Genomic DNA, 22,773 nt, shown 5'->3' on the forward strand with positions numbered 1-22,773 from the left:
CCGTTCTCATTTGTGTCTGCTCCGCCGCCTTCGTCGGATCGCCGCCCGGAGCAAGCTCGCTCCCACATTGAACCGCATTCTTTCTGACAGAACGTGGTCCCCTGTGGGAGCGAGCCTGCTCGCGATGGCGTCATTGAAAACGCAGAGGGCACTTCAGGTCAGCGCCGCCAGTTGTTGAACCGTCTCCGGAAAGCGCTCAACCAGCCGGATCAACGTTGTCGCCTGAGCATTAGGTTTCGCTCGTCCTTGCTCCCAGTTTTCCAGCGTCCGGGTATTCGTACGCAAATACATCGCGAATACCGAACGGGAAAGGTTGAGCTGTTGGCGTATGGCTACCACTTCCTCGGCAGTGATGGGTACCAGTTTTGGCAGTTTGACCTTGTGGCTCCGCAGCGTGACCTTACCTTGGCGCTCGTCGGCCAAGGCTTCGAGGCCCTCCATCAGTTCGGAAAAAATGTCACGTTTCATAGTGAGTTCTCGTATTGATTTCTCTATCCAGCGTTTGTCTGAAAAGTTTTTTCTGGGCTGGCGTCAGGTCGTCCTGCTCGTTTTTGCTGTACACCGTGAACAGCCAGAATTGATCGAAACCTGACCACCAGTAATAAATCACCCGTAATCCGCTGCGCTTGCCTTTGCCTCGTCGCTGGTCGGAGAAGCGGACTTTGCGCAAACCGCCCGTACCTTCCACGAGATCGCCCGCTTCCGGGTTTTTCAGCAGCTCCAGTTGAAAGCTGCGAAACAGTTCGTCGTCCAGGTAGTCATTTCTGTGCTTTTGAAATGCGGGTAATTCGATAAAAAGAGCGTCCATGTTCTGTACGTTACCTGCGTATATTTCTATCACAAGAATCGAATAGGTCAAGGCTTCTGTTCTTGGCCAATTCGGTCAAGTCATTACGTTAAAGTCGAAGGCAGGATCGGGATGTAGGACGAGGCTGATTCACCCGCGAGGCGATTCTGGATATCGGGGAGGAGGAATAAGCGGGCCAGCCTTATGACCCGAAACTTGCGCTTGCTCGGTGAGGTTCAAGACGGTATCTACATTGCATTTTCGTTTTTGGGGAAAGCGAGTCTGAACACGGTCATCGCACCGGGCAGGCTTTCAACTTCGGCCACTCCCTGATGCAAGCTCATGATCGAGCGCACGATGGCCAGGCCCAGTCCGGTGCTGCCTTGTGAGCGGGAGCGGCTGCTGTCGACGCGGTAAAAGCGGTCGAATAGATGCGGCAGATGCTGTGCCTCGATGCCCGCGCCAGGGTTGCTGACCCGCAGCGAAACCTGAGTGGCCTCTTGCTCAATGTGTAGCGAAACCGTTTGCCCTGCCGGGCAGTGGCGCAGGGCGTTGGACAGCAGGTTCGATATTGCCCGTTGAATCATCAAGCGGTCGCCCAGCACGCGTGCGCTGCCGGTCACGCTCAGGCTTATGCGCTTGTCTTGAGCCGACAAGGAAAACAGGTCGGCCACCTTTTCGGCTTCTTCTTCCAGGGCGACCGACTCGTAGGACGTGAGCGCTGCCGGGTTACTGGCCTGCGCCAGAAACAGCATGTCCGAGACAATCCGCGCGACACGCTCCAGTTCTTCAGTGCAAGACACCAAAACGTTTTTGTACGCCTCGGCCGTGCGTTCCCGGGACAGCGTCACCTGTGCCTTGCCCATCAAATTGTTGATCGGCGTGCGCAGTTCATGGGCCAGGTCATCGGAGAACTGCGACAACTGCTGCACACCATTATCGAGGCGATCCAGCATGAAGTTGATCCCCCGGGCCAGTTCACTGAGTTCCTGGGGCATGTCGAGCACCGACAGCCGATGGCCGAGGTCTTGCGTCGAGACCATCGCCGCCACTTTGCGAAACTCGCGCAGCGGCCTCAGCCCCCGCTGTACGGCGGCCCAGGCACTGAGGCCGATGAAGATCAGCAGCAACGGCAAAGCAATCAGCGTCGAGCGCAGATAGGCGCTGAGCAACGCCTGGTTGTGGGCATCGTCCATCGACAGCAGCACCGGGACGCGGGTGCCGTCCTTGATGCGGATTAACCGAGAGGCGGTCAGGTAGCGTTTGTCTTGATCGTCGGTGCTGCCCGAGAACGCCAGTTGTTCGTTGGCGGCCAGCGCTGCCTTGCGCTCAATACGCGGGTCGACCATGCCAGAGCCGGATTTCAACAGCGGCGTACGCAAGTTGGCGCGGTCATAAATCGTCAGGGTGAGGTTGTCATGGCCCATGACCTGATCGAGCAGAATGTGCGGCGCCGAACGAATTTCTGCGGAATCGGCGTACAGCGACAGGCTGTGTTCCACCTGTTCCATCTTCTGGGTCAGGCTGTCCCTGGATAACACGTTCAGTTCATGGGTCAGGGCAAAGAACGCCAATACAGCCAGGAACACCACCAGCACCGCCCCCAGGATGCTGACGGTCAAGCCCAGGCGCAGCGACAGGCTGGCGGGCTTCATTCCCGCGCCTCCAGCACATAGCCGACACCACGCAGGGTATGGATCAGTTTGCTGTCGAACGGGTCGTCGATCTTGGCGCGCAAGCGGCGGATCGACACTTCGACCACGTTGGTGTCGCAGTCGAAATTCATGTCCCACACCAGCGAAATGATCTGGGTGCGGGTGAGCACCTCCCCGGACTGACGCATCAGCAGATGCAGCAGGGCGAACTCCTTGGTGGTCAGGTCGATGCGCTGCTCGCCGCGAAAGGCGCGATGGCGCCCAGGATCGAGTTCCAGATCGGCGACCTTGAGTACCTGTGGCACCGGGATGTTTTCGCTGCGCCGCATCAGCGTGCGCACCCGCGCCAACAATTCGGGGAACTCGAACGGTTTGACCAGATAATCATCGGCGCCCAGATCCAGACCACGAATCTTGTCGGCCAGACGCCCGCGCGCAGTGAGCATCATCACCCGGGTGGAGTGGGTGCGACGCAATTGTTCCAGCACGCCCCAGCCATCGAGTTCCGGCAGGTTTACATCCAGAATCACCAGGTCATACGCCTGCTGTTGCGCCAGATGCAGTCCATCGGCGCCGGTGGCCGCGTGGTCAACGATATAACCACTTTCCGTCAGTCCCTGATGCAAGTATTCGGCAGCTTTAAGCTCGTCCTCGACGACAAGGATTCGCATGATCTTTCACCACTTTTATTTAATGGATATTTAATTAAGGTGGCCGGGAAAGTTGTTGTTTTTGTAGGGGCTTCCGGACGGGTTTTAATAACGACTAGATGTTGTGAGTTTCTGGTTTCCGACAGAGATTTCCCTGTGTGATGGCGTGCAAGGTAAAGGCTGTAGTGGCTACAGAGTCAACTGAAATACTGGGTCTTGAGCCCTGAGAATGGCGATCTGCGACAGCCTGTCGCAGCAGGCAAGCCCGAGTTCCGAAGTGCCGCATTCAGGCAAGTGCTGTTTGGCAGATAACTGCCGTGTATTTGTTTCTGTGTATTGCTATGTCGCACTTCGCACTTCGCATCCTAGACCAAAACAACTTCCACAAACCGTGGATAACGGATTTGTAATGTTCCAGTCACCTTGCCGATAAGTTCAAAACCCTACCGTGGCGGCATCAAAGATTCTTGAATAAAGGAAGTCTTCCATTGCCCGGTTTAAAAGAACTGACGGCGCGATCACGCCTGAAAAAAACAGCGAGGACAGTGACGGCCAGCGTTGTGTTGCTGGCCGGCACGGGTCTTGTGCATGCATCGACCCTGACCCTCGATCAAGCCCTGCAAACGGCATTCACCGGTAACCCCGATCTGGCGGCGGCTCAGTGGGAAATCGGTATCGCCGAAGGGGATCGGCAGCAGGCCAGTCTGATCCCCAACCCCGAAGTGTCGTGGGAGGCTGAGGACACCCGCCGCGATTCGCGAACCACCACCGTGATGCTCAGCCAACCGATCGAACTGGGTGGCAAACGTGGCGCACGAATCGATGTCGCCAGCCGCGCACAGGACGCCGCCGGGATCGAACTGGAGCGCAAGCGCAATGCCTTGCGCGCCGATGTGATTCAGGCGTTCAACAGCGCCCAGACCGCGCAACAACGCTTGCAGTTGTCGCGCCAGTCGCTGCAACTCGCCGAACACGGTTTGCGCGTCGCCCAAGGACGCATCGAGGCCGGTAAATCATCGCCAGTCGAAGGAACCCGTGCGCAAGTGCAACTCTCTGAAGTACGCCTGGAACTGAGCCGCGCCGAACGCGATCAGGCCAACGCCTATCAGCAATTGGCGCAGGTCATGGGCTCACCGTTGCCAACCTCGACCACTGTGCAAGCGGCCACGCAAAGCATGCCCGCCGTGCCACCGCCGACCCGATTGCTTGAGCGCCTGAACGAGACCGCCGAGCTGCGTCTGGCCAAATTGCAGATCGATCAGCGCGAAGCCTCATTGGGTCTGGAAAAGTCGCAACGCATTCCCGACCTGACCGTGAGCATTGGCAGCCAATACAGTGAAACCGAGCGCGAGCGGGTCAACGTGGTCGGGCTGTCGATGCCGATTCCGCTGTTCAATCGCAATCAGGGCAATGTGTTGGCGGCGGCCCGGCGCAGCGATCAGGCGCGGGATCTGCGCAACGCCACCGAGCTGCGTTTGCGCACGGAAATCCAGACCACCCTTGAGCAATGGCAGACCGCCAACGGCGAAGTCGAAGCGTTCAACCAGACCATCCTGCCCGCCGCGCAAAGTGCGGTCGACAGCGCCACGCGCGGCTTCGAAATGGGCAAGTTCGGATTCCTCGACGTGCTCGACGCCCAACGCACCCTGATCAGCGCGCGCAGCCAATACATCCAGGCCGTCAGCGAGGCGACGGACGCGCGAGTACGCATCGAACGCATCTTCGGCGACCTCTTCGTCAGCCCTTGAATTTCATCTTTCAGATCACTGCGCGATGGCATGGCGCAGAGGAGTTTCCATGGAAAAAAAACTGATCGTGGTTGCTGCGGCGACGTTGGCGCTGGGCATTGGTATTGGCTCGATGTGGCCGGGCAATGCGTCCATCGACGCTCACGCCGATGAAGCGGCGGAACACGCCGATCACGCTGAAGAAGGCGCTGCAGCCGACGGTGAACATACAGAAGAAGGGCACTTGGAGTTGAGCACCGAACAGATCACAGCGGCGGGCATTCAACTGGCCGAAGCGCGGGCGCAGAACATCAGCCTCGGTTTGCCGTTCCCCGGCGAAGTGCGCTTTGACGAAGACCGCACCGCGCACGTGGTGCCGCGCGTCCCCGGCGTGGTCGAGTCGGTGTCGGTCAATCTCGGGCAGTCGGTGAAGAAGGGCCAGTTGCTGGCGGTGATCGCCAGTCAGCAGATTTCCGATCAGCGCAGCGAACAGGCTGCCGCACAGCGTCGCCTGACCTTGGCGCGCACCACCTACGAACGCGAGAAAAAACTGTGGCAGGACAAGATCTCCGCCGAGCAGGATTTCCTTCAGGCACGTCAAGCATTGGAAGAAGCCGAAATTTCCCTGACCAATGCCCGGCAAAAAATCAGCGTGCTCAGTGGCAGCGTGGTCGCCACCGGCGGCAATCGCTATGAACTGCGCGCGCCGTTCGACGGCGTGGTGGTGGAGAAACACCTGACGCCGGGGGAGGTGGTCGATGAATCCTCGGCGGCTTTTACGCTCTCCGACCTGTCGCGGGTGTGGGTGACGTTCGGCGTTTCGCCCAAGGATCTGAACAAGGTGCAAGTGGGCAAACCGGTCACCGTCAGCGCCCCGGAACTCAATGCCGAAGTCGCCGGCACCGTGGCCTACGTCGGCAGTTTGCTGGGTGAACAGACCCGCACTGCAACGGTTCGCGTGACCCTGGAAAATCCGCAAGGCTCGTGGCGCCCCGGCCTGTTCGTCACCGCGCTGGTTGCTACCGACAGTCGCCAAGCCAAGGTCGCCGTGCCTGAAACCGCGATCCAGACCGTCGAGGACAAACCCACGGTGTTCGTGCGCACCGACGACGGCTTCAAGGCGCAACCGGTGGAACTGGGCAGTCGCGCGGCCGGTTTGGTGGAAGTCACCCAAGGGCTGGAACCGGGCGTGCAAGTCGCCAGTGCCGGCAGCTTCGTCCTCAAATCGGAGTTGGGCAAAGCCTCAGCCGAGCACTCTCACTGAAGACTCCCACTGATCCGCCCCCTCGACGAGAAGGTCCTCATGTTCGAACGCCTGATCCAGTTTGCCATCGAGCAGCGCATCATCGTGCTGCTCGCCGTTCTCCTCATGGCCGGCCTCGGTATCGCCAGTTATCAAAAGCTGCCGATCGACGCCGTGCCGGACATCACCAACGTCCAGGTGCAAATCAACACCGGCGCGGCCGGGTTTTCGCCGCTGGAAACCGAGCAGCGCATCACCTTCCCGATTGAAACCGCCATGGCCGGTCTACCGGCGCTGGAGCAGACCCGTTCGCTGTCGCGTTCGGGGCTGTCGCAGGTCACGGTGATCTTCAAGGACGGCACCGATCTGTTCTTCGCCCGGCAATTGGTCAACGAGCGTTTGCAGATCGCCAGGGAGCAATTGCCCGAGGGCGCGGAGGCGCTGATGGGGCCGATTTCCACCGGGCTTGGCGAGATTTTCCTGTGGACGGTGGAGGCGCAGGACGGTGCGCTCAAGGACGACGGCACGGCCTACACGCCGACCGACCTGCGGGTGATTCAAGACTGGATCATCAAGCCGCAATTGCGCAACGTGCCCGGTGTGGCCGAAATCAACACCATCGGCGGATTCGCCAAGGAATACCAGATTGCCCCCGACCCGAAACGGCTGGCGGCTTACAAGCTGACCCTCACCGATCTGGTTACGGCGCTGGAGCGCAACAACGCCAACGTCGGCGCCGGTTACATCGAGCGCAGCGGCGAGCAGTTGCTGATTCGTGCGCCCGGCCAGGTAGCGAGTGTCGAGGACATCGCCAACATCGTCATGGCCAATGTCGACGGTACGCCGATCCGAGTGAAGAACGTCGCGACCGTGGACATCGGCCGCGAACTGCGTACCGGTGCCGCCACCGAGAACGGTCGCGAAGTGGTGCTTGGCACAGTGTTCATGCTGATCGGCGAAAACAGCCGAACGGTCTCCCAGGCAGTGGCTACCAGGCTTGAACAGATCAACCGCTCCCTGCCCAAAGGCGTGATCGCGGTTCCGGTGTATGACCGCACGCACCTGGTGGACAAGGCCATCGCCACGGTGAAAAAGAACCTGGTGGAAGGCGCGATTCTGGTCATCGCGATTCTGTTCCTGTTCCTGGGCAACATCCGCGCGGCGTTGATCACCGCCATGGTGATTCCGCTGTCGATGCTGTTCACCTTCACCGGCATGTTCACCAACAAAGTCAGCGCCAACCTGATGAGTCTCGGCGCACTGGACTTCGGGATCATCGTGGACGGTGCGGTGGTTATTGTCGAAAACACCCTGCGGCGCCTGGCCCATGCGCAGCAGCATCACGGGCGATTGCTGACCCGTTCCGAACGTTTTCACGAGGTATTCGCGGCGGCAAAAGAAGCGCGGCGGCCGCTGATTTTCGGCCAGTTGATTATCATGGTCGTGTACCTGCCGATCTTCGCCCTGAGCGGTGTCGAAGGGAAAATGTTCCACCCGATGGCCTTCACCGTGGTCATCGCACTGCTCGGTGCGATGCTCTTGTCCGTGACCTTCGTCCCGGCGGCCATTGCGCTGTTTGTCACCGGCAAGGTCAAGGAAGAGGAAGGCTTGGTCATGCGCGGCGCACGTCAGGTATATGCGCCGGCGCTGGCCTGGGTGATGTCCCATCGAGCAGTGGCCGTGGGCGCGGCGCTCGGGGTGATTGTGCTCAGTGGTGTGCTGACCGGTCGCATGGGCAGCGAGTTTGTGCCGAGCCTCAGTGAGGGCGATTTTGCCTTGCAAGCGTTACGCGTGCCAGGCACCAGCCTGACCCAGTCGGTGGATATGCAGCAGCGTCTGGAGACCTTGATCCTCAACAAGGTGCCCGAAGTCGAGCGCGTGTTCGCCCGTACCGGCACCGCCGAAATTGCCTCCGACCCGATGCCGCCGAACATCTCCGACAGCTACGTGATGCTCAAGCCGAAGGAGCAGTGGCCGGATCCGGGCAAGTCCCGCGAAACGCTGATGGCCGAACTGCAACAAGCCGCCGCGACGCTGCCGGGCAGCAACTATGAACTGTCGCAGCCGATCCAGTTGCGCTTCAACGAACTGATCTCCGGTGTGCGCAGCGATGTGGCGGTCAAGGTGTTCGGGGATGACATGGACGTGCTCAACGCCACGGCGGCGAAGATCGCCGCCGCCATGCAGAAGGTCAACGGCGCGTCCGAGGTCAAGGTCGAGCAAACCACCGGCCTGCCGGTGCTGACCATCAACATCGACCGCGACAAGGCGGCGCGTTACGGGCTCAACGTCGGCGATGTGCAAGACACCATTGCGGTGGCGGTCGGCGGGCGTCAGGCCGGGACACTGTATGAAGGCGATCGGCGTTTCGACATGGTGGTGCGTCTGTCCGATGCCATGCGCAAGGACATCGAAGGCTTGTCGGCACTGTTGATTCCGGTGCCGGCGCCCCTGAATGGCGCTGCCAATCAGATTGGCTTCATCGCCCTCAACGACGTCGCCAGCCTTGATCTGGTGCTCGGGCCGAATCAGGTCAGCCGCGAAAACGGCAAGCGCCTGGTGATTGTCAGCGCCAACGTGCGTGGGCGGGATATTGGCTCCTTCGTTAAAGAGGCCGGCGAGGTGATCGAGCGCGAAGTTCAGGTTCCGGCGGGTTACTGGACCCGTTGGGGCGGGCAGTTCGAGCAGTTGCAGTCGGCGGCAAAACGCTTGCAGATTGTGGTGCCGGTGGCTTTGTTGCTGGTGTTCGGGCTGCTATTCATGATGTTCAACAACCTCAAGGACGGCTTGCTGGTATTCACCGGGATTCCGTTTGCCTTGACTGGCGGCGTCATGGCGTTGTGGCTGCGGGACATTCCGCTGTCGATCTCGGCGGGCGTCGGTTTCATTGCGCTGTCAGGGGTGGCGGTGCTTAACGGGTTGGTGATGATTGCGTTTATCCGCAATTTGCGGGAGGAGGGGCGTTCACTCAGTGATGCGATCAACGAGGGCGCGCTAACGCGGCTGCGGCCGGTGTTGATGACGGCGCTTGTGGCGTCCCTGGGCTTTATTCCGATGGCCCTGGCAACCGGCACAGGTGCGGAAGTGCAACGTCCGCTGGCAACGGTGGTGATCGGCGGGATCCTATCCTCGACCATTCTCACGCTGTTGATATTGCCTGCGTTGTATCAGCTAGCCCATCGACGCGACGAAGACGCAGCTTCAACTAAGTAGGTGATCCCCCTGTGGGAGCGGGCTTGCTCGCGAAGAGGCCGTGTCAGTCAACAAATGCTTTGAATGACACACCGCCTTCGCGAGCAAGCCCGCTCCCACATTCGTTATTTACCCTGATTCAACAGAGTGGCAGCCACATAACGGATATGTAATCTCCACGCCACCGTCACGAAAGGTTCGGATTGTTACCTTGATCCCGTCAGTTAATTAAACGAGGAATCAAACATGAAACTTGCACAACTGAGTGCGTTTGCAGTGGCGTTGGTGATGTCTTCCATGGCATTGGCCGAAGGCGGCGGCGACCGAACTTTCGAAAAAATGATGACCGCCAACGACCGCTCCGTAGAGCTGTTCGTAGCCAAGGAACAGGCCCGCGACCCAGTCGTCGTCAATGAAAAGAAGGACGACAACACCAAAGACTTGTAAGCGTGTCGCACTTGAACAAGCCCGTCGTCGAGTCCCGATGCCGGGCTTTTTTTATGAAGGTATTGAACATGAAACTTATCAAGTTGATGACGTTCGCCGGTGTGATGGCGATGTCCCTGAATGTGCTGGCTGAAGGTGGGGGCGACCGGACGTTCGAGAGAGCGCTCAGTGCCAACACCAAAGCCATGGAGCAATACGCGGCCAACCAGGGCAAACCGGCGCCTGTGGTCAAGGATTATGAATACGGGATGAAGCTGGACGTGGTGAAAGTGGTGAGCGTTGTGCGGCCGCAAGTTGCCTGCGCTGTAGTTCCCACCGCAATGACCTACGAAGACTCGAAGGGCCAACTCAACACCATCAAATACACCGTGGCAGGCGATTGCCGCAATCGCGGCGGCTGACACCAATTCCCCTGTGGAGCTGCCGAAGGCTGCTCCTGCAGTGCTCAATCTACAGGCATAAAAAAGGCGCCCCGAAGGGCGCCAAAAGATTCACCTCTTACCAAAGGAGCAAGGAGCTTCTAAAGGTGAATTTGCATGAGCCGTGAAGTCAGAGAATCGCCAGCGGATACTCGATAATCACCCGCACTTCATCCAGATCCGATTCATACGCAGTGGCTCGGGTATTGGCCTGACGCAGGCGCAGCGACATATCTTTCAACGAACCACTCTGCACCACGTATTTGACTTCGATGTCGCGCTCCCAGCGCTTCTGGTCGGTCAGCGGGTTGCCGTCGGAATCACGGCGCATGTACACGGCGTTGGCACTGGAATAGTCGGCGTCGGTGCCGCGGGCGTAACGGGTCATGAACGACAAACCCGGCACGCCATAGCTGCTCATGTCGAGGTCGTAATGCACCATCCACGAACGTTCCTTGGGCGAGTTGAAGTCGCTGTACTGGATGGAGTTGTCGAGGAAGATCGAGTCGGACTGGCGCAGGTAGTCGAAGTCGTCGTTGCCGTTGTTGCGCTGGTGCGATAACGCAACGGAGTGGGCGCCGAGTTTCACCCCGACCCGGCCGCTCCAGATGTTGTTGTCGAACTTGCCGAGCAGTTGTTTGCCTTCGTCGACCGCCTTGTAATAGTTCAGGCCACCGAACAGCGACAGGTCATCCGACAGTGGGTAAGTCCACGCAGTGCCGGCGTAGTACTGATTCCAGGCATCCTTGAGGCGACTGGAATACAGGCTGAAACTGAGGTTCTTGTTCAGCGCGTAATCACCACCGAAGTAGCCGACCCACGGCGAGTTGACCGGGCCGGCATAGAAGGTCGCGAAGTTCTCGCGCATGTCGCTGGACACCGGTTGGCTCATCGCATGCAGGCGACCGCCCTGTACCGACAGACCTTCGATACTGGTGTTGGTGGCCGTGACACCCCGGAAGCTTTCCGGCAACAGTCGGGAGTCACCCGCCGCAACCACCGGGTTGGCGGGGAACACATCGCCGACCTTCACCACCGTATCGAAGGCGCGCACTTTGGCGGCGCCACCGACCTTGGTGTATTCGTCCCGCGCCTGGCCATCACTGTCGACCGGCAGCACATCAAACGAACTACGGCCACCGTTGCGCCCGTCACCGGTATCAAGCTTCAAACCGATCATCGCAAACGCATCGACACCGACCCCGACGGTGCCCTGTGTAAACCCTGATTCGAACTTGCTGATGACCGCATGGGCCCAGGCCTCGGAATAACCATTGCCAGTGGGGCTGGACTGGCCGTCACGGTGATCACGATTGAAGTAGAAGTTGCGGTTGAGCACCGTCAGGCTGCTGCCCTCGATAAACCCCTCGGCTTTATCTTCCGCAAACACCATGGACGGCCCGGAGCCGACAACCACAGCTAAAGCGGCTATCGACATTTTTGTATTGTTAACCATCAATCACTCCTTGGGTTCGGCAGAACGGGAACGTGCTTCGGCGTAGGTTTTATTGTTCGGCGGGCAAGGGCCCGCCGGCATGGTCGCCGGGTGACATCGTCGCAAGCTGCGGATAACGCCAAGGTGATGGGGGAATTACAATTTCGTCATGTGCATCTGATGTTGCCCGATCAGACCAAAACAGCCAGATCCGTGTACCGGGCAACCAATGGATCGGCGGTGAGGAGTTTCATGGGTTCTGTCATGGCCGTTGCAACAATGAGGCGGTCAAACGGGTCCCGATGGTGATGTTCGAGGTCCTTCACGGCAATGGCGTGTTCTGAGGTCACGGGCAGTTCGATGAACCCGCTGTCGAGGCAGTACTGCCGGATTTCCTCCAGGTCAACGTTCAGCTTTCCCAGCCCGACCTTGATCGCCATCTCCCAGAATGTCGCTGCGCTGATGTAAATGTCGGCAGCGTTCTGAATAAGCGTTCTGGCTTTGCCGGATAGCCTGGGGTCATCGCTGAGCGTCCAGAGCAATATATGCGTGTCGAGCAGAAGCCTCATTCTTGAGTGCCTTCAAAAGCATCAAGCATGTCGTTCGGCAATGGAGCGTCGAACTCTTCGGGCAGTACCAGTTTGCCTTTCATTGCTCCGATACGCTGTGCGCAGGGTTTTCCCACGGGAACGAGGCGGGCAAGTGCCCGACCATGTTTGGTAATCGTGATGACCTGTCCCGCGGCGGCGTCATCGACGAGTTTAGATAGATTGTTTTTTGCTTCTGCCAACGGAACAATGATCATCATGTGTCTCCCGTATTCTGGACAAATATAGCCAGAATTTTTGGGGGCGGCAAAGTTGTGCGGTTCCTCATTGATGACGGAGGCTAGTTTGGCGGCTTTCGCTTTTGGGTGTAGCAGTGAGACTTTTCCTTGGCGCTCAGCGGCCAAAGCATCGAAGCCTTCTACCAATTCTAAAAAGATGTCACGTTTCATTATTCGTTCTCGCCTTGATTGCTCTATCCAGCAGTCACTCAAGATAGAGCCAAGTGCTCAATGCTGGCTGTAGGACGAGGCGGATAGTCCGGCGAGAGCTTTCGGGGATTGCGAGAGGAGGGGAGTGCAGCGGTAACAAATCGTACAAACGCAAAAACGGCACCCGAAGGTGCCGTTTCTGTTTTCTACCAAGTACCGCTTAAGCGATCAACCCGCCAACCCCGCCTGCTGAACCAGAATCAGCAACGGCTGCGGATACAGACCAAGGAAGAACGCCAGTGCAGCGATCGCCAGCAGCATCACGCCGCCTGCACGTTGTTCCCAGTGCAGTTGCGCATCGTGGCGACGCAGGTTTGGTTCGATCAGGAACAGGGTGACCATGACGCGCAGGTAGTAGAAGACGCCGATGGCGCTGCCCAGTACCAGGGAGCCGACCAGCCACCATTGGTGCGACTCGACACCGGTAGCGATGATGTAGAACTTGCCGATGAAGCCCGCGGTCAGCGGGATGCCGGCCAGGGACAGCATCATCACGGTCAGTACGGCGGTCAGGTACGGACGGCGCCAGAACAGGCCGCGGTATTCGTACAGGGCATCCGCGTCACGGCCGTTGTACGGCGAGGACATCAGGGTGATCACGCCGAACGCGCCGAGGCTGGTGATCACGTAGGTGACCAGGTACACGCCGATGGCTTCCACGGCCAGACCCTTGCTCGCCACCAGGGCGATCAGCAGGTAACCGAAGTGAGCGATGGACGAGTAACCCAGCAGACGCTTGAGGTTGCTCTGGGTCAGTGCCAGCAGGTTACCGAACAGGATCGACGCGATGGCGATGATGGTCAGCACGTCGCTCAGTACACCGCTGCTCGCCGCCGGCGAGATCTGGAACAGACGCACCATCACTGCGAACACAGCGACTTTCGAAGCGGTGGCCAGGAACGCGGCCACCGGTGCCGGAGCACCTTCATAAACGTCCGGGGTCCAGAGGTGGAACGGTACCAGCGACAGCTTGAACGCCAGACCGATCAGCATCATGCCCAGGCCCAGTTGCGCCAGCGAGCTTGGCAGACCAGTAGCCGCCAGCGCCTGGCCGATACCGACGAAGCTCAGGCTGCCCGAATCGGCGTAGAGCAGTGCCATACCGAACAACAGGAACGCAGAACCGGCGGCCGACAGCACCATGTACTTGATACCGGCTTCCAGCGAACGCTTGTTGAAGAAGGCATAAGCCACCAGACCGTAGACCGGTACCGAGAGCAGTTCCAGACCGATGAACAACCCGGCCAGGTGCTGCGCGCTGACCAGTACCAGGCCACCGGCGGCGGCCATCAGGATCAGCAGGTAAAGTTCTTCACGGTTGCCCGGGTAACCCGAACCGCCATCGCCGAGGTAGGCGTGGGCGAGGGTCACACAAGCGAGGGTGGCGACCAGGATCAGCGCCATGTACAGGCAAGCGAAGGTGTCGATCTGCAGCAGTGGAGTCACGGCCAGAGGCGCGACTTTCAGGGCTGGCAGGATCGACAGCAACGCCAGGTTCAGACCCGCCACGGAAATCAGGAAGGTCTGCGAGTGGTTGCGGCGCCAGGCAATCGCCAGCATCACCACGATGATCGTGACGCTGGTGATCAACAACGGCGCAAGCGCGATAAAGTGTTGAGTCGTGAATTCCATAGCGCTCTTACCGGGCCGAAGCGAGTTGAGTGAAGGCGGTGCCGAGCCATTGCTGCACGCCATGCATCGTCGCAGCAGAGGTATCGAGGAACGGTTGCGGGTACACGCCGATGTAAATCAGCAACGCTGCCAGACCGACCACCATGATCAGTTCGCGACCATCCATGCCACGCAGCACCACGTCCGATTTGGACGGGCCGAAGTAGGCACGGTGAATCATGATCAGCGAATAGACCGAACCGAACACCAGACCGGACGTCGCGATGATAGTGATCCATGGGGCGGTAGGGAACGTGCCGATCAGGATCAGGAACTCGCCGACGAAGTTACCGGTCGCCGGCAAGCCCAGGGAGGCCGCCGCGAAGAACAGGCTGACGCCTGGCAAGTAGGTGATCTTCGACCACAGGCCACCCATTTCACGCATGTCGCGAGTGTGAGTGCGCTCGTAGAGCTGGCCACACAGGATAAAGAGTGCCGCCGCCGACAGACCGTGCGCGAGCATCTGCATCACCGCGCCCTGCAGCGCCAGTTGGCTGCCGGAGTAGATGCCGATCAGCACGAAGCCCATGTGCGAAACGCTGGAGTACGCGACCAGACGCTTGATGTCAGTTTGCGCGAACGCCAGGAACGCACCGTAGAAGATCCCGATCAGACCGAGGGTCATGGCGAACGGCGCGAACTCGGCCGAAGCATTCGGGAACAGCGGCAGGGCGAAACGCAGCAGACCGTAAGCAGCCGTTTTCAACAAGATACCGGCCAGGTCGACCGAACCCGCTGTCGGCGCCTGGGCGTGAGCGTCAGGCAACCAGGAGTGGAACGGCACCACTGGCAGCTTCACCGCAAAGGCGATGAAGAAGCCGAGCATCAGGATGTACTCGGTGGTCAGCGACATCTTGGTTTTCAACAGGTCGGCGTAGTTGAAGGTAATCACGCCGGTGTCGTCGAAGTTGACCAGGACCAGACCCAGGATCGCCACCAACATGATCAGGCCGGAAGCCTGAGTGAAGATGAAGAACTTGGTCGCCGCGTAGATCCGGGTTTTCTTGCCGTCCGAAGAACTGTGACCCCAGAGCGCGATGAGGAAGTACATCGGCACCAGCATCATTTCCCAGAAGAAGAAGAACATGAACAGGTCGAGGGCGAGGAACACGCCGACGACACCGCCCAGGATCCACATCAGGTTCAGGTGGAAGAAGCCAACATGACGTTGAATCTCTTTCCACGAACACAGTACCGAGAGAACACCCAGCAGACCGGTCAGCATGATCATCAGCAGCGACAGGCCGTCGAGGGCCAGGTGCACGCTGATGCCGAAGCGCTGGATCCAGACATGCTTGAACTCAAGCACCCAGCTCGGGTCGGCGCCAGGCGCCGGGGCAAGTGAATAGTCACCGTTGGCCCACAGCCAGAGGCCGAGGGAGAGCAACAGGGACATGGTGATCAGCGCAATCCAGCGGGGGAGGGTAGCGCCGAAGCGCTCACCCATCCAGCACAGCAGGCCGCCGATGAAGGGGATCAGGATTAGCCAAGGCAGAATCATGACGGGCTCAATTCCTTTCGCAAGTTCGCAAGGTTCATATCAGACCGCTACCAGCACGATGGCGCCGATGACCAGCACGGAGCCGGCTGCCATCGATGCCGCGTACCAACGCAGTTGACCGGTTTCGGTACGGCTCAGGGCGGTATGACCACCTTTGGCCATACGCGGGATCAGACCGATGGTCTGGTCGAGCGGGTCTCTGCGCAGTGCGTGGCTGATCGCAAGGTATGGCTTGACGAACAGTTTGTCGTAAATCCAGTCGAAGCCCCAGGCAGCGAACCACCAGGCCGAAAGGAAGCGGCCGATGCCGCTGTTGGCGATTGCAGTGACGAAACGACGCTTGCCGAGGAACAGCAGCGCGGCCAGCAGGATACCGGCGAGGGCGATGGCGCCCGACGCGATTTCCAGACTGTGCTTGGCTTCGCCGCCGGCATGGCCGACGCTTTCCGGCAGCACGCCGTGCAGCGGTGGAACGATCATCGCGCCAATGGCGGTAGACAATACGATCAGCACCGACAGTGGCAGCCAGTGAGCGATGCCGTGACCGGCGTGCGCTTCGGTCTTCACTTCACCGTGGAACGCGATGAAGATCAGTCGGAAGGTGTACAGCGAAGTCATGAACGCACCGACCAGACCTGCATACAGCAGACCGTGGTTGCCGCTGGCGAATGCTTCCCAGAGGATTTCGTCCTTGGAGTAGAAACCTGCGGTCACCAGTGGCAGGGCTGCCAGAGCGGCACCACCGACGATGAAGCTGGCGTAGGCCAGCGGAAGTTTCTTCCACAGACCGCCCATCTTGAAGATGTTCTGCTCGTGGTGGCAGGCAACGATCACCGAACCGGATGCAAGGAACAGCAGCGCCTTGAAGAAGGCGTGGGTCATCAGGTGGAAGATCGCGCCATCCCATGCGCCAACGCCCAGGGCCAGGAACATGTAGCCGATCTGGCTCATGGTCGAGTAGGCGAGGATACGTTTGATGTCGGTCTGAACCAGTGCGGCAAAACCGGCGAGTACCAGGGTCACACCGCCGACAACGCCAACCAGGTGCAGGATATCCGGTGCCAGGGAAAACAGGCCGTGAGTACGGGCGATCAGGTAGACACCGGCGGTCACCATGGTTGCGGCGTGGATCAGTGCCGAAACCGGAGTAGGACCGGCCATCGCGTCCGCCAGCCAGGTTTGCAGCGGCAGTTGCGCGGATTTACCGACAGCGCCGCCCAGCAGCATCAGGGTGGCCATGACCATCCAGAAGTCGCCAGACTGGAATTTCTGTGGCGCCAGCACCAGCAGTTCCTGGATGTTCAGCGTGCCCAGTTGCGCGAACAGGATGAACAGGCCGATGGCCATGAACACGTCGCCGATACGGGTGACGATGAAGGCTTTGAGTGCCGCGTTACCGTTGTTGCGGTTGCTGTAGTAGAAACCGATCAACAGGTACGAGCACAAGCCCACGCCTTCCCAACCGAAGTACAGGAACAACAGGTTATCGCCCAGCACCAGGAACAGCATGCTGGCGATAAACAGGTTGGTGTAGGCGAAAAAGCGCGAGTAACCGGCTTCACCGCGCATGTACCAGGACGCGAACAGGTGGATCAGGAAGCCGACGCCGACCACCACACCGAGCATGGTCAGGGACAGACCATCCAGGTACAGCGCGAAGTTAGGCGTAAAGCCTTCCACCGCCATCCACTGCCACAACACCATGGTGTAGTGACCGCCTTCAGGTGGCGCGACGTTGAATTGCCAGATCACATAAGCCGTGACGATGGCAGACAAGCCGATGGAACCGACGCCAATCAGCGCCGACAGGTTTTCCGAGAGGCGGCCGCGTGAGAACGCCAGCAGCAGGAAACCTATGAGAGGGAATACGAAAGTCAGATAGAGAAGATTCATCCGCGCATCTCGCTGGCAGCGTCGATATCGAGAGTGTGGAAGCGGCGATACAGCTGCAACAGAATCGCCAGGCCAATACTGGCCTCGGCGGCTGCCAGGCTGATCACCAGGATGAACATGATTTGTCCATCCGGCTGCGCCCAGCGGCTACCGGCAACGATGAAGGCCAGTGCGGAGGCATTCATCATGACCTCCAGGCTCATCAGCACGAAGAGAATGTTGCGGCGGACCATCAGGCCGACCAGACCGAGGCAGAACAGGATGCCGGCGACCGCCAGACCATGCTCCATAGGGATAGCAGGCATCGTCATTGCTCCTTGGCTTCGTTGCGGCCCAAGTGGAACGCCGTGACGGCTGCGGCGAGCAGCAACATCGAGGCGAGTTCGACCACCAGCAGGTAAGGACCGAACAGGCTGATGCCCACGGCCTTGGCGTCTACGGTGGTGTGGCCGATGGCCTGACCGCTGGCGTCGCTGAACAGCACGTACAGCAGTTCAACCAGCAGCAGGGTGCCGAGTGCGACCGGGCCGAGCCAGATGCCGGGCTTGAGCCAGACGCGCTCTTGCTGAACCGAGGCGGGGCCCAGGTTCAGCATCATCACCACGAACACGAACAGCACCATGATGGCGCCAGCGTAGGCGATCACTTCCAGCACACCGGCGAACGGCGCGCCGAGGGCGAAAAACGTCATCGCCACGGCAATCAGCGAAATGATCAGGTAGAGCAGGGCGTGCACAGGGTTGGTGTTGGTGATCACGCGAAGCGTGGACACAACAGCGATACCCGATGCGAAATAGAAAGCGAATTCCATCTTTCTTCCTTAAGGCAGCAAGCTCTTCACGTTGATCGGCTGGGCTTCATTCTGCGCGGCGCCTTTTGGCTTACCGGCAATCGCCATACCTGCAACACGATAGAAGTTGTAATCAGGGTTTTTGCCGGGGCCGGAGATCAACAGATCTTCTTTCTCGTACACCAGGTCCTGACGTTTGAACTCGGCCATCTCGAAATCCGGTGTCAGCTGGATCGCGGTGGTCGGGCAGGCTTCCTCGCAGAGGCCGCAGAAAATGCAGCGCGAGAAGTTGATACGGAAAAACTCCGGGTACCAGCGACCGTCATCGGTTTCAGCTTTCTGCAGCGAGATGCAACCGACCGGGCACGCTACAGCGCACAGGTTGCAGGCTACGCAACGCTCTTCGCCGTCGGGATCGCGGGTCAGCACGATACGGCCACGGAAGCGTGGCGGCAGGTACACCGCCTCTTCCGGATATTGCAGCGTGTCGCGCTTGCGGAAGGCGTGGCTGAAGATCATCACCAGGCTGCGAAGCTGGGTGAAGAAGCCATGCACGATGTCAAATATGTACTTCATGATTCTCTATCCTCACTGAGCCGCGACGGCGGGCGTGTTGAGCAACACGATCGCAGCGGTCACCAGCATGTTGATGAGGGTCAGCGGCAGGCAGAACTTCCAGCTGAAATCCATCACTTGGTCATACCGTGGGCGCGGAATCGAGGCGCGCAGCAGGATGAAGAACATGATGAAGAACGCGGTTTTCAGTGCGAACCAGATGAACGGGATCTGCGGCAGAATGCCGAACGGACCGTGCCAACCACCGAAGAACAGGGTCACCAGCAGCGCCGAAATCAACACGATGCCGATGTACTCGCCGACGAAGAACATGCCCCATTTCATGCCGGCGTATTCAATGTGGTAACCGTCGGCCAGTTCCTGCTCTGCTTCCGGCTGGTCGAACGGGTGACGGTGAGTCACGGCGACGCCGGCAATGAAGAAGGTCAGGAAACCAAAGATCTGCGGGATGACGAACCACAGGTTCTGCGCCTGGTATTCAACGATGTCGCGCATGTTGAACGAGCCAACCTGGATCACGATGCCCATCAGCGACAGGCCCATGAACACTTCGTACGACACGGTTTGTGCCGAGGCCCGCAAGCTGCCTAACAGGGCGAACTTGTTGTTACTCGACCAGCCGGCGAACAGCACCGCGTAGACCGACAGACCGGCCATGGCGAAGAAGAACAGGATGCCGATGTTGATGTCCGCCACACCCCAGGTCGGGGTGATCGGGATGATCGCGAAGGCAATCAGCAAGGCGCTCATGGCCACGACCGGCGCCAACGTGAAGATCACTTTGTCGGCGAACGGCGGGGTCCAGTCTTCCTTGAAGAACATCTTGATCATGTCGGCCGCAATCTGGAACGCGCCGAACGGGCCGACGCGGTTCGGACCGTAACGGTCCTGCCAGAGGGCGAGCAAACGACGCTCGACCCAGCTCAGCAACGCGCCGCACACCACGACGGCGAGCAGAATCACGATGGCCTTGAGGACCGAGATGATCACGTCAATCACTTCAGGCGTGAACCAGGTCATTGAGCTGCCTCCTGCAGACCGTCAACGGATTTGCCAAAGATCGCTGGCGGAATGCCGGCGATACCGGCCGGCAATGCGACCAGACCGGCACCCAGCTCTTCGTTGATGCGCAGCGGCAGACGCAGGGTCTGGCCAGCAACGCTCAAGCTCAGCAAGGCGCCGTCATTGACACCCAGACGGTCAGCTTCGGATTTGGCCAGCGACACGTAAGCGGCCGGGATGCGTTCCTGAACCGGCGCGGCTTTGGAAGAGTTCTCTTCGCTGCCGAACAGGTGGAAGAACGGCACAACCTGCCAAGTGCCCGGAGCCGGGTTGAACGCACGCGGAACACTGGCGAACCAGTTCAGCGAGTCACCGGTGCTTTCGATCAGGCGGGTGCCCGGGTCGCCAGCGCGGATGTGACCACCGACTTCGTCCTGGAACTTGTTCCAGGCTTGCGGCGAGTTCCAGCCCGGAGACCAGGCGAATGGCACTTGCTGACGCGGTTCGACCGAGCCCGAGTAACCTTCCATGGAGAACGAGAACGCGGTGTCGTTGTCCTGGGAAGTACGCGGTTCGTGCACGCTGATGTCGGCGCGCATGGCGGTACGACCAGAGTAACGCAGCGGTTCGCGAGCCAGTTTCAGGCCTTTGATGCGGAACGCGGCGGACGGCGCGGCGCTGACAATGCCGGCCAGTTGCGGAGTGCTGGCGGCACAGGCAGCGGTGACGTGGTCCAGTTGGGTCCAGTCGATCGGCTGGTTCAACAGGGTGGCGCGCAGGGCATGCAGCCAGCGCCAGCCTTCGTGAACCATGATGCTGGCGTCGAGGTAAGTCGGGTCGAAGACCTGGAAGAAGCGCTGGGCGCGGCCTTCCTGGCTGACCAGCGTACCGTCGCCTTCAGCGAAGCTGGCGGCTGGCAGAACCAGGTGCGCGCGATCGCTGGTGGCGGTCTTCTGATGGTCCGCCACGATCACCACTTTCGCGGCGTTCAGGGCAGCATCGACCTTGGCTTTGTCGGTACGGGTGTACAGATCGTTTTCCAGCACGAGGATGGCGTCGGCCTTGCCGTCGATCACCGCTTGCAGGGCTGCGTCGACCGATTCACCACCGAGCATGGCCAGGCCGAGGCTGTTGGCCTCTGGCACGATCAGGCTGATGGAACCGTTCTTCTCGCGCAGCTTCAGGGCTTTGGCGATGTTTGCCGCGGCTTCGATCAGCGCCTTGGAACCCAACGAGGTACCGGCAATGATCAGCGGACGCTTGGCGGCGAGCAGGGCGTCGGCAATGCGCTTGGCCAGCTCAAGGGCTTCAGCGTCCAGGCCTTCAACGGCAGGCGCGCTGGCATCGAGGGCGTGAGCCACGGCGAAACCGATGCGGGCCAGGTCGTCTGGCGCAGCGTGTACGCATTCTTCAGCGATGTCGTCGAGCTTGGTTTCAGCCAGGCTGGCGATGAACAGCGGATTCAGAGCGTTCTGACCGATGTTCTTCACGGCGGCGTCGAGCCAAGGCTGAACGCGCATGGCGTCGGCCATGTCTTCGGCTTTGCCTTTGACCGATTGACGCAGGGACAGGGCCATACGCGCAGCGGTCTGGGTCAGGTCTTCACCGAGGACGAAGATCGCATCGTGGTCTTCGATGTCGCGCATGTTCGGGATCGGCAGCGGGCTGTCTTTCAGCACCTGCATGACCAGACGAATGCGTTCCAGCTCGGCGGCTTCGATACCGGAGTAGAAGTGCTCGGCGCCGACCAGTTCGCGCAACGCGTAGTTGCTTTCGAGGCTGGCACGCGGCGAACCGATACCGACGATGTTGCGACCGCGCAGCAGATCGGCGGCTTTATCCAGCGCTTCGTCGAGCGTCAGCTTGGCGCCGTTGGCCAGCAATGCCTGACGCGGGCGATCCTTGCGGTTGACGTAGCCATAGCCGAAACGGCCACGGTCGCACAGGAAGTACTGGTTTACCGAACCGTTGAAACGGTTTTCGATACGACGCAGTTCACCGTAACGCTCGCCCGGGGAGATGTTGCAACCGCTGGAGCAGCCATGGCAGATGCTCGGCGAGAACTGCATGTCCCACTTACGGTTGTAGCGCTCGGAGTGAGTCTTGTCGGTGAACACACCGGTCGGGCAGACCTCAGTGAGGTTGCCGGAGAACTCGCTTTCCAGGGTGCCGTCTTCAACGCGACCGAAGTACACGTTGTCGTGGGCTCCGAACACACCGAGGTCGGTGCCGCCAGCGTAATCCTTATAGAAGCGCACGCAGCGGTAGCAAGCAATGCAGCGGTTCATTTCGTGGGAGATGAACGGGCCCAGTTGCTGGTTCTGGTGAGTACGCTTGGTGAAGCGATAACGGCGCTCGTTGTGGCCGGTCATCACCGTCATGTCTTGCAGGTGGCAGTGACCGCCTTCTTCACAGACCGGGCAGTCGTGAGGGTGGTTGGTCATCAGCCATTCAACGACGCTGGCGCGAAACACTTTCGCTTCTTCGTCGTCGATGGAGATCCAGCTGCCGTCGGTGGCGGGGGTCATGCAGGACATGACGATCCGACCACGCTTGTCGTTTTCGTCGGTGTACTGCTTGACCGCGCACTGGCGGCAAGCGCCAACGCTGCCTAGGGCTGGGTGCCAGCAGAAATAAGGGATATCGAGGCCTAGCGACAGACATGCCTGTAACAGGTTGTCTGCCCCATCGACTTCGAGCTCTTTGCCGTCTACGTGGATAGTGGCCATGGTTCAAAGTTCTTCGTTGG

At 59.7% G+C, this 22,773-nt stretch carries 20 protein-coding genes; 5 read left to right on the forward strand and 15 right to left on the reverse strand.

The genetic code is table 11. From position 1 onward, the window contains the following. Positions 1-153 precede the first annotated feature (153 nt). The 4 genes from CKW16_RS14480 to CKW16_RS14495 form a co-directional block, all read right to left on the reverse strand. Positions 154-468, reverse strand: a complete 315-nt coding sequence (locus CKW16_RS14480) for a DNA-binding transcriptional regulator (RefSeq protein ID WP_095128978.1) — start codon at positions 466-468, stop codon at positions 154-156. Then, positions 458-808 carry a toxin gene (locus CKW16_RS14485; protein WP_095128979.1) on the reverse strand — a complete coding sequence of 117 codons (351 nt, stop codon included), beginning with the start codon at positions 806-808 and terminating at the stop codon, positions 458-460. Before CKW16_RS14485 ends, CKW16_RS14480 begins: the two co-directional genes overlap by 11 nt. Before the next feature lie 227 nt (positions 809-1,035). Next, a complete protein-coding gene (locus tag CKW16_RS14490; protein ID WP_095128980.1) occupies positions 1,036-2,442 on the reverse strand; it encodes a heavy metal sensor histidine kinase in 1,407 nt (468 codons plus the stop codon). Next, positions 2,439-3,113, reverse strand: a complete 675-nt coding sequence (locus CKW16_RS14495; protein ID WP_007940896.1) for a heavy metal response regulator transcription factor — start codon at positions 3,111-3,113, stop codon at positions 2,439-2,441. Before CKW16_RS14495 ends, CKW16_RS14490 begins: the two co-directional genes overlap by 4 nt. A 467-nt stretch (positions 3,114-3,580) precedes the next feature. Between CKW16_RS14495 and CKW16_RS14500 the strand changes: the two genes are divergently transcribed. The 5 genes from CKW16_RS14500 to CKW16_RS14520 all read left to right on the forward strand — a co-directional run bounded on the left by CKW16_RS14500 (position 3,581) and on the right by CKW16_RS14520 (position 10,102). Next, positions 3,581-4,840, forward strand: coding sequence for a TolC family protein (locus tag CKW16_RS14500; protein WP_095128981.1), 1,260 nt, complete (start codon positions 3,581-3,583; stop codon positions 4,838-4,840). Positions 4,841-4,889: 49 nt separating this feature from the next. Continuing rightward, on the forward strand, positions 4,890-6,083 hold the full coding sequence (locus CKW16_RS14505) for an efflux RND transporter periplasmic adaptor subunit (protein ID WP_095128982.1): 1,194 nt from the start codon (positions 4,890-4,892) through the stop codon (positions 6,081-6,083). Positions 6,084-6,122: 39 nt separating this feature from the next. Further along, positions 6,123-9,275 (forward strand): CusA/CzcA family heavy metal efflux RND transporter, encoded by a 3,153-nt coding sequence (locus CKW16_RS14510; protein WP_095128983.1) that lies wholly within the window; start codon positions 6,123-6,125, stop codon positions 9,273-9,275. A 225-nt stretch (positions 9,276-9,500) separates the two neighbouring features. Then, complete coding sequence (locus tag CKW16_RS14515; protein ID WP_095128984.1) at positions 9,501-9,701, forward strand: co-regulatory protein PtrA N-terminal domain-containing protein; 201 nt, start codon at positions 9,501-9,503, stop codon at positions 9,699-9,701. 68 nt (positions 9,702-9,769) lie between these two features. Next, positions 9,770-10,102: a DUF2790 domain-containing protein gene (locus tag CKW16_RS14520; RefSeq protein WP_095128985.1), complete on the forward strand. Its 333-nt coding sequence runs from the start codon at positions 9,770-9,772 to the stop codon at positions 10,100-10,102. Between the two features lie 148 nt (positions 10,103-10,250). Here CKW16_RS14520 and CKW16_RS14525 read toward each other — a convergent pair whose 3' ends face one another. The 11 genes from CKW16_RS14525 to nuoG all read right to left on the reverse strand — a co-directional run bounded on the left by CKW16_RS14525 (position 10,251) and on the right by nuoG (position 22,753). Continuing rightward, positions 10,251-11,576, reverse strand: a complete 1,326-nt coding sequence (locus tag CKW16_RS14525) for an OprD family porin (protein ID WP_095128986.1) — start codon at positions 11,574-11,576, stop codon at positions 10,251-10,253. Between the two features lie 170 nt (positions 11,577-11,746). Beyond that, the gene (locus CKW16_RS14530) at positions 11,747-12,124 is read right to left on the reverse strand and encodes a type II toxin-antitoxin system VapC family toxin (protein WP_095128987.1); all 378 of its coding nucleotides are present in this window, start codon (positions 12,122-12,124) and stop codon (positions 11,747-11,749) included. Beyond that, complete coding sequence (locus CKW16_RS14535) at positions 12,121-12,552, reverse strand: type II toxin-antitoxin system Phd/YefM family antitoxin (RefSeq protein WP_095128988.1); 432 nt, start codon at positions 12,550-12,552, stop codon at positions 12,121-12,123. The genes CKW16_RS14530 and CKW16_RS14535 overlap by 4 nt, the downstream gene beginning before the upstream one ends. A gap of 207 nt (positions 12,553-12,759) precedes the next feature. Continuing rightward, entirely contained in the window at positions 12,760-14,223 is a 1,464-nt protein-coding gene (nuoN, locus tag CKW16_RS14540; protein WP_095128989.1) for an NADH-quinone oxidoreductase subunit NuoN, read from the reverse strand. A gap of 7 nt (positions 14,224-14,230) precedes the next feature. Continuing rightward, entirely contained in the window at positions 14,231-15,763 is a 1,533-nt protein-coding gene (gene nuoM / locus CKW16_RS14545) for an NADH-quinone oxidoreductase subunit M (RefSeq protein WP_095128990.1), read from the reverse strand. A gap of 39 nt (positions 15,764-15,802) precedes the next feature. Then, on the reverse strand, positions 15,803-17,656 hold the full coding sequence (nuoL, locus tag CKW16_RS14550; protein ID WP_095128991.1) for an NADH-quinone oxidoreductase subunit L: 1,854 nt from the start codon (positions 17,654-17,656) through the stop codon (positions 15,803-15,805). Further along, positions 17,653-17,961, reverse strand: a complete 309-nt coding sequence (gene nuoK / locus CKW16_RS14555; protein ID WP_007946416.1) for an NADH-quinone oxidoreductase subunit NuoK — start codon at positions 17,959-17,961, stop codon at positions 17,653-17,655. Before nuoK ends, nuoL begins: the two co-directional genes overlap by 4 nt. Before the next feature lie 2 nt (positions 17,962-17,963). Continuing rightward, entirely contained in the window at positions 17,964-18,467 is a 504-nt protein-coding gene (nuoJ, locus tag CKW16_RS14560; protein WP_007905076.1) for an NADH-quinone oxidoreductase subunit J, read from the reverse strand. A 9-nt stretch (positions 18,468-18,476) separates the two neighbouring features. Beyond that, complete coding sequence (gene nuoI / locus CKW16_RS14565) at positions 18,477-19,022, reverse strand: NADH-quinone oxidoreductase subunit NuoI (protein WP_218244071.1); 546 nt, start codon at positions 19,020-19,022, stop codon at positions 18,477-18,479. A gap of 12 nt (positions 19,023-19,034) precedes the next feature. Further along, a complete protein-coding gene (gene nuoH, locus CKW16_RS14570) occupies positions 19,035-20,042 on the reverse strand; it encodes an NADH-quinone oxidoreductase subunit NuoH (protein ID WP_095128993.1) in 1,008 nt (335 codons plus the stop codon). Next, positions 20,039-22,753, reverse strand: coding sequence for an NADH-quinone oxidoreductase subunit NuoG (gene nuoG / locus CKW16_RS14575; RefSeq protein WP_095128994.1), 2,715 nt, complete (start codon positions 22,751-22,753; stop codon positions 20,039-20,041). Before nuoG ends, nuoH begins: the two co-directional genes overlap by 4 nt. Between the last annotated feature and the right edge of the window lie 20 nt (positions 22,754-22,773).

This window comes from Pseudomonas sp. Irchel s3h14, from assembly GCF_900187425.1.
Taxonomy (GTDB): domain Bacteria; phylum Pseudomonadota; class Gammaproteobacteria; order Pseudomonadales; family Pseudomonadaceae; genus Aquipseudomonas.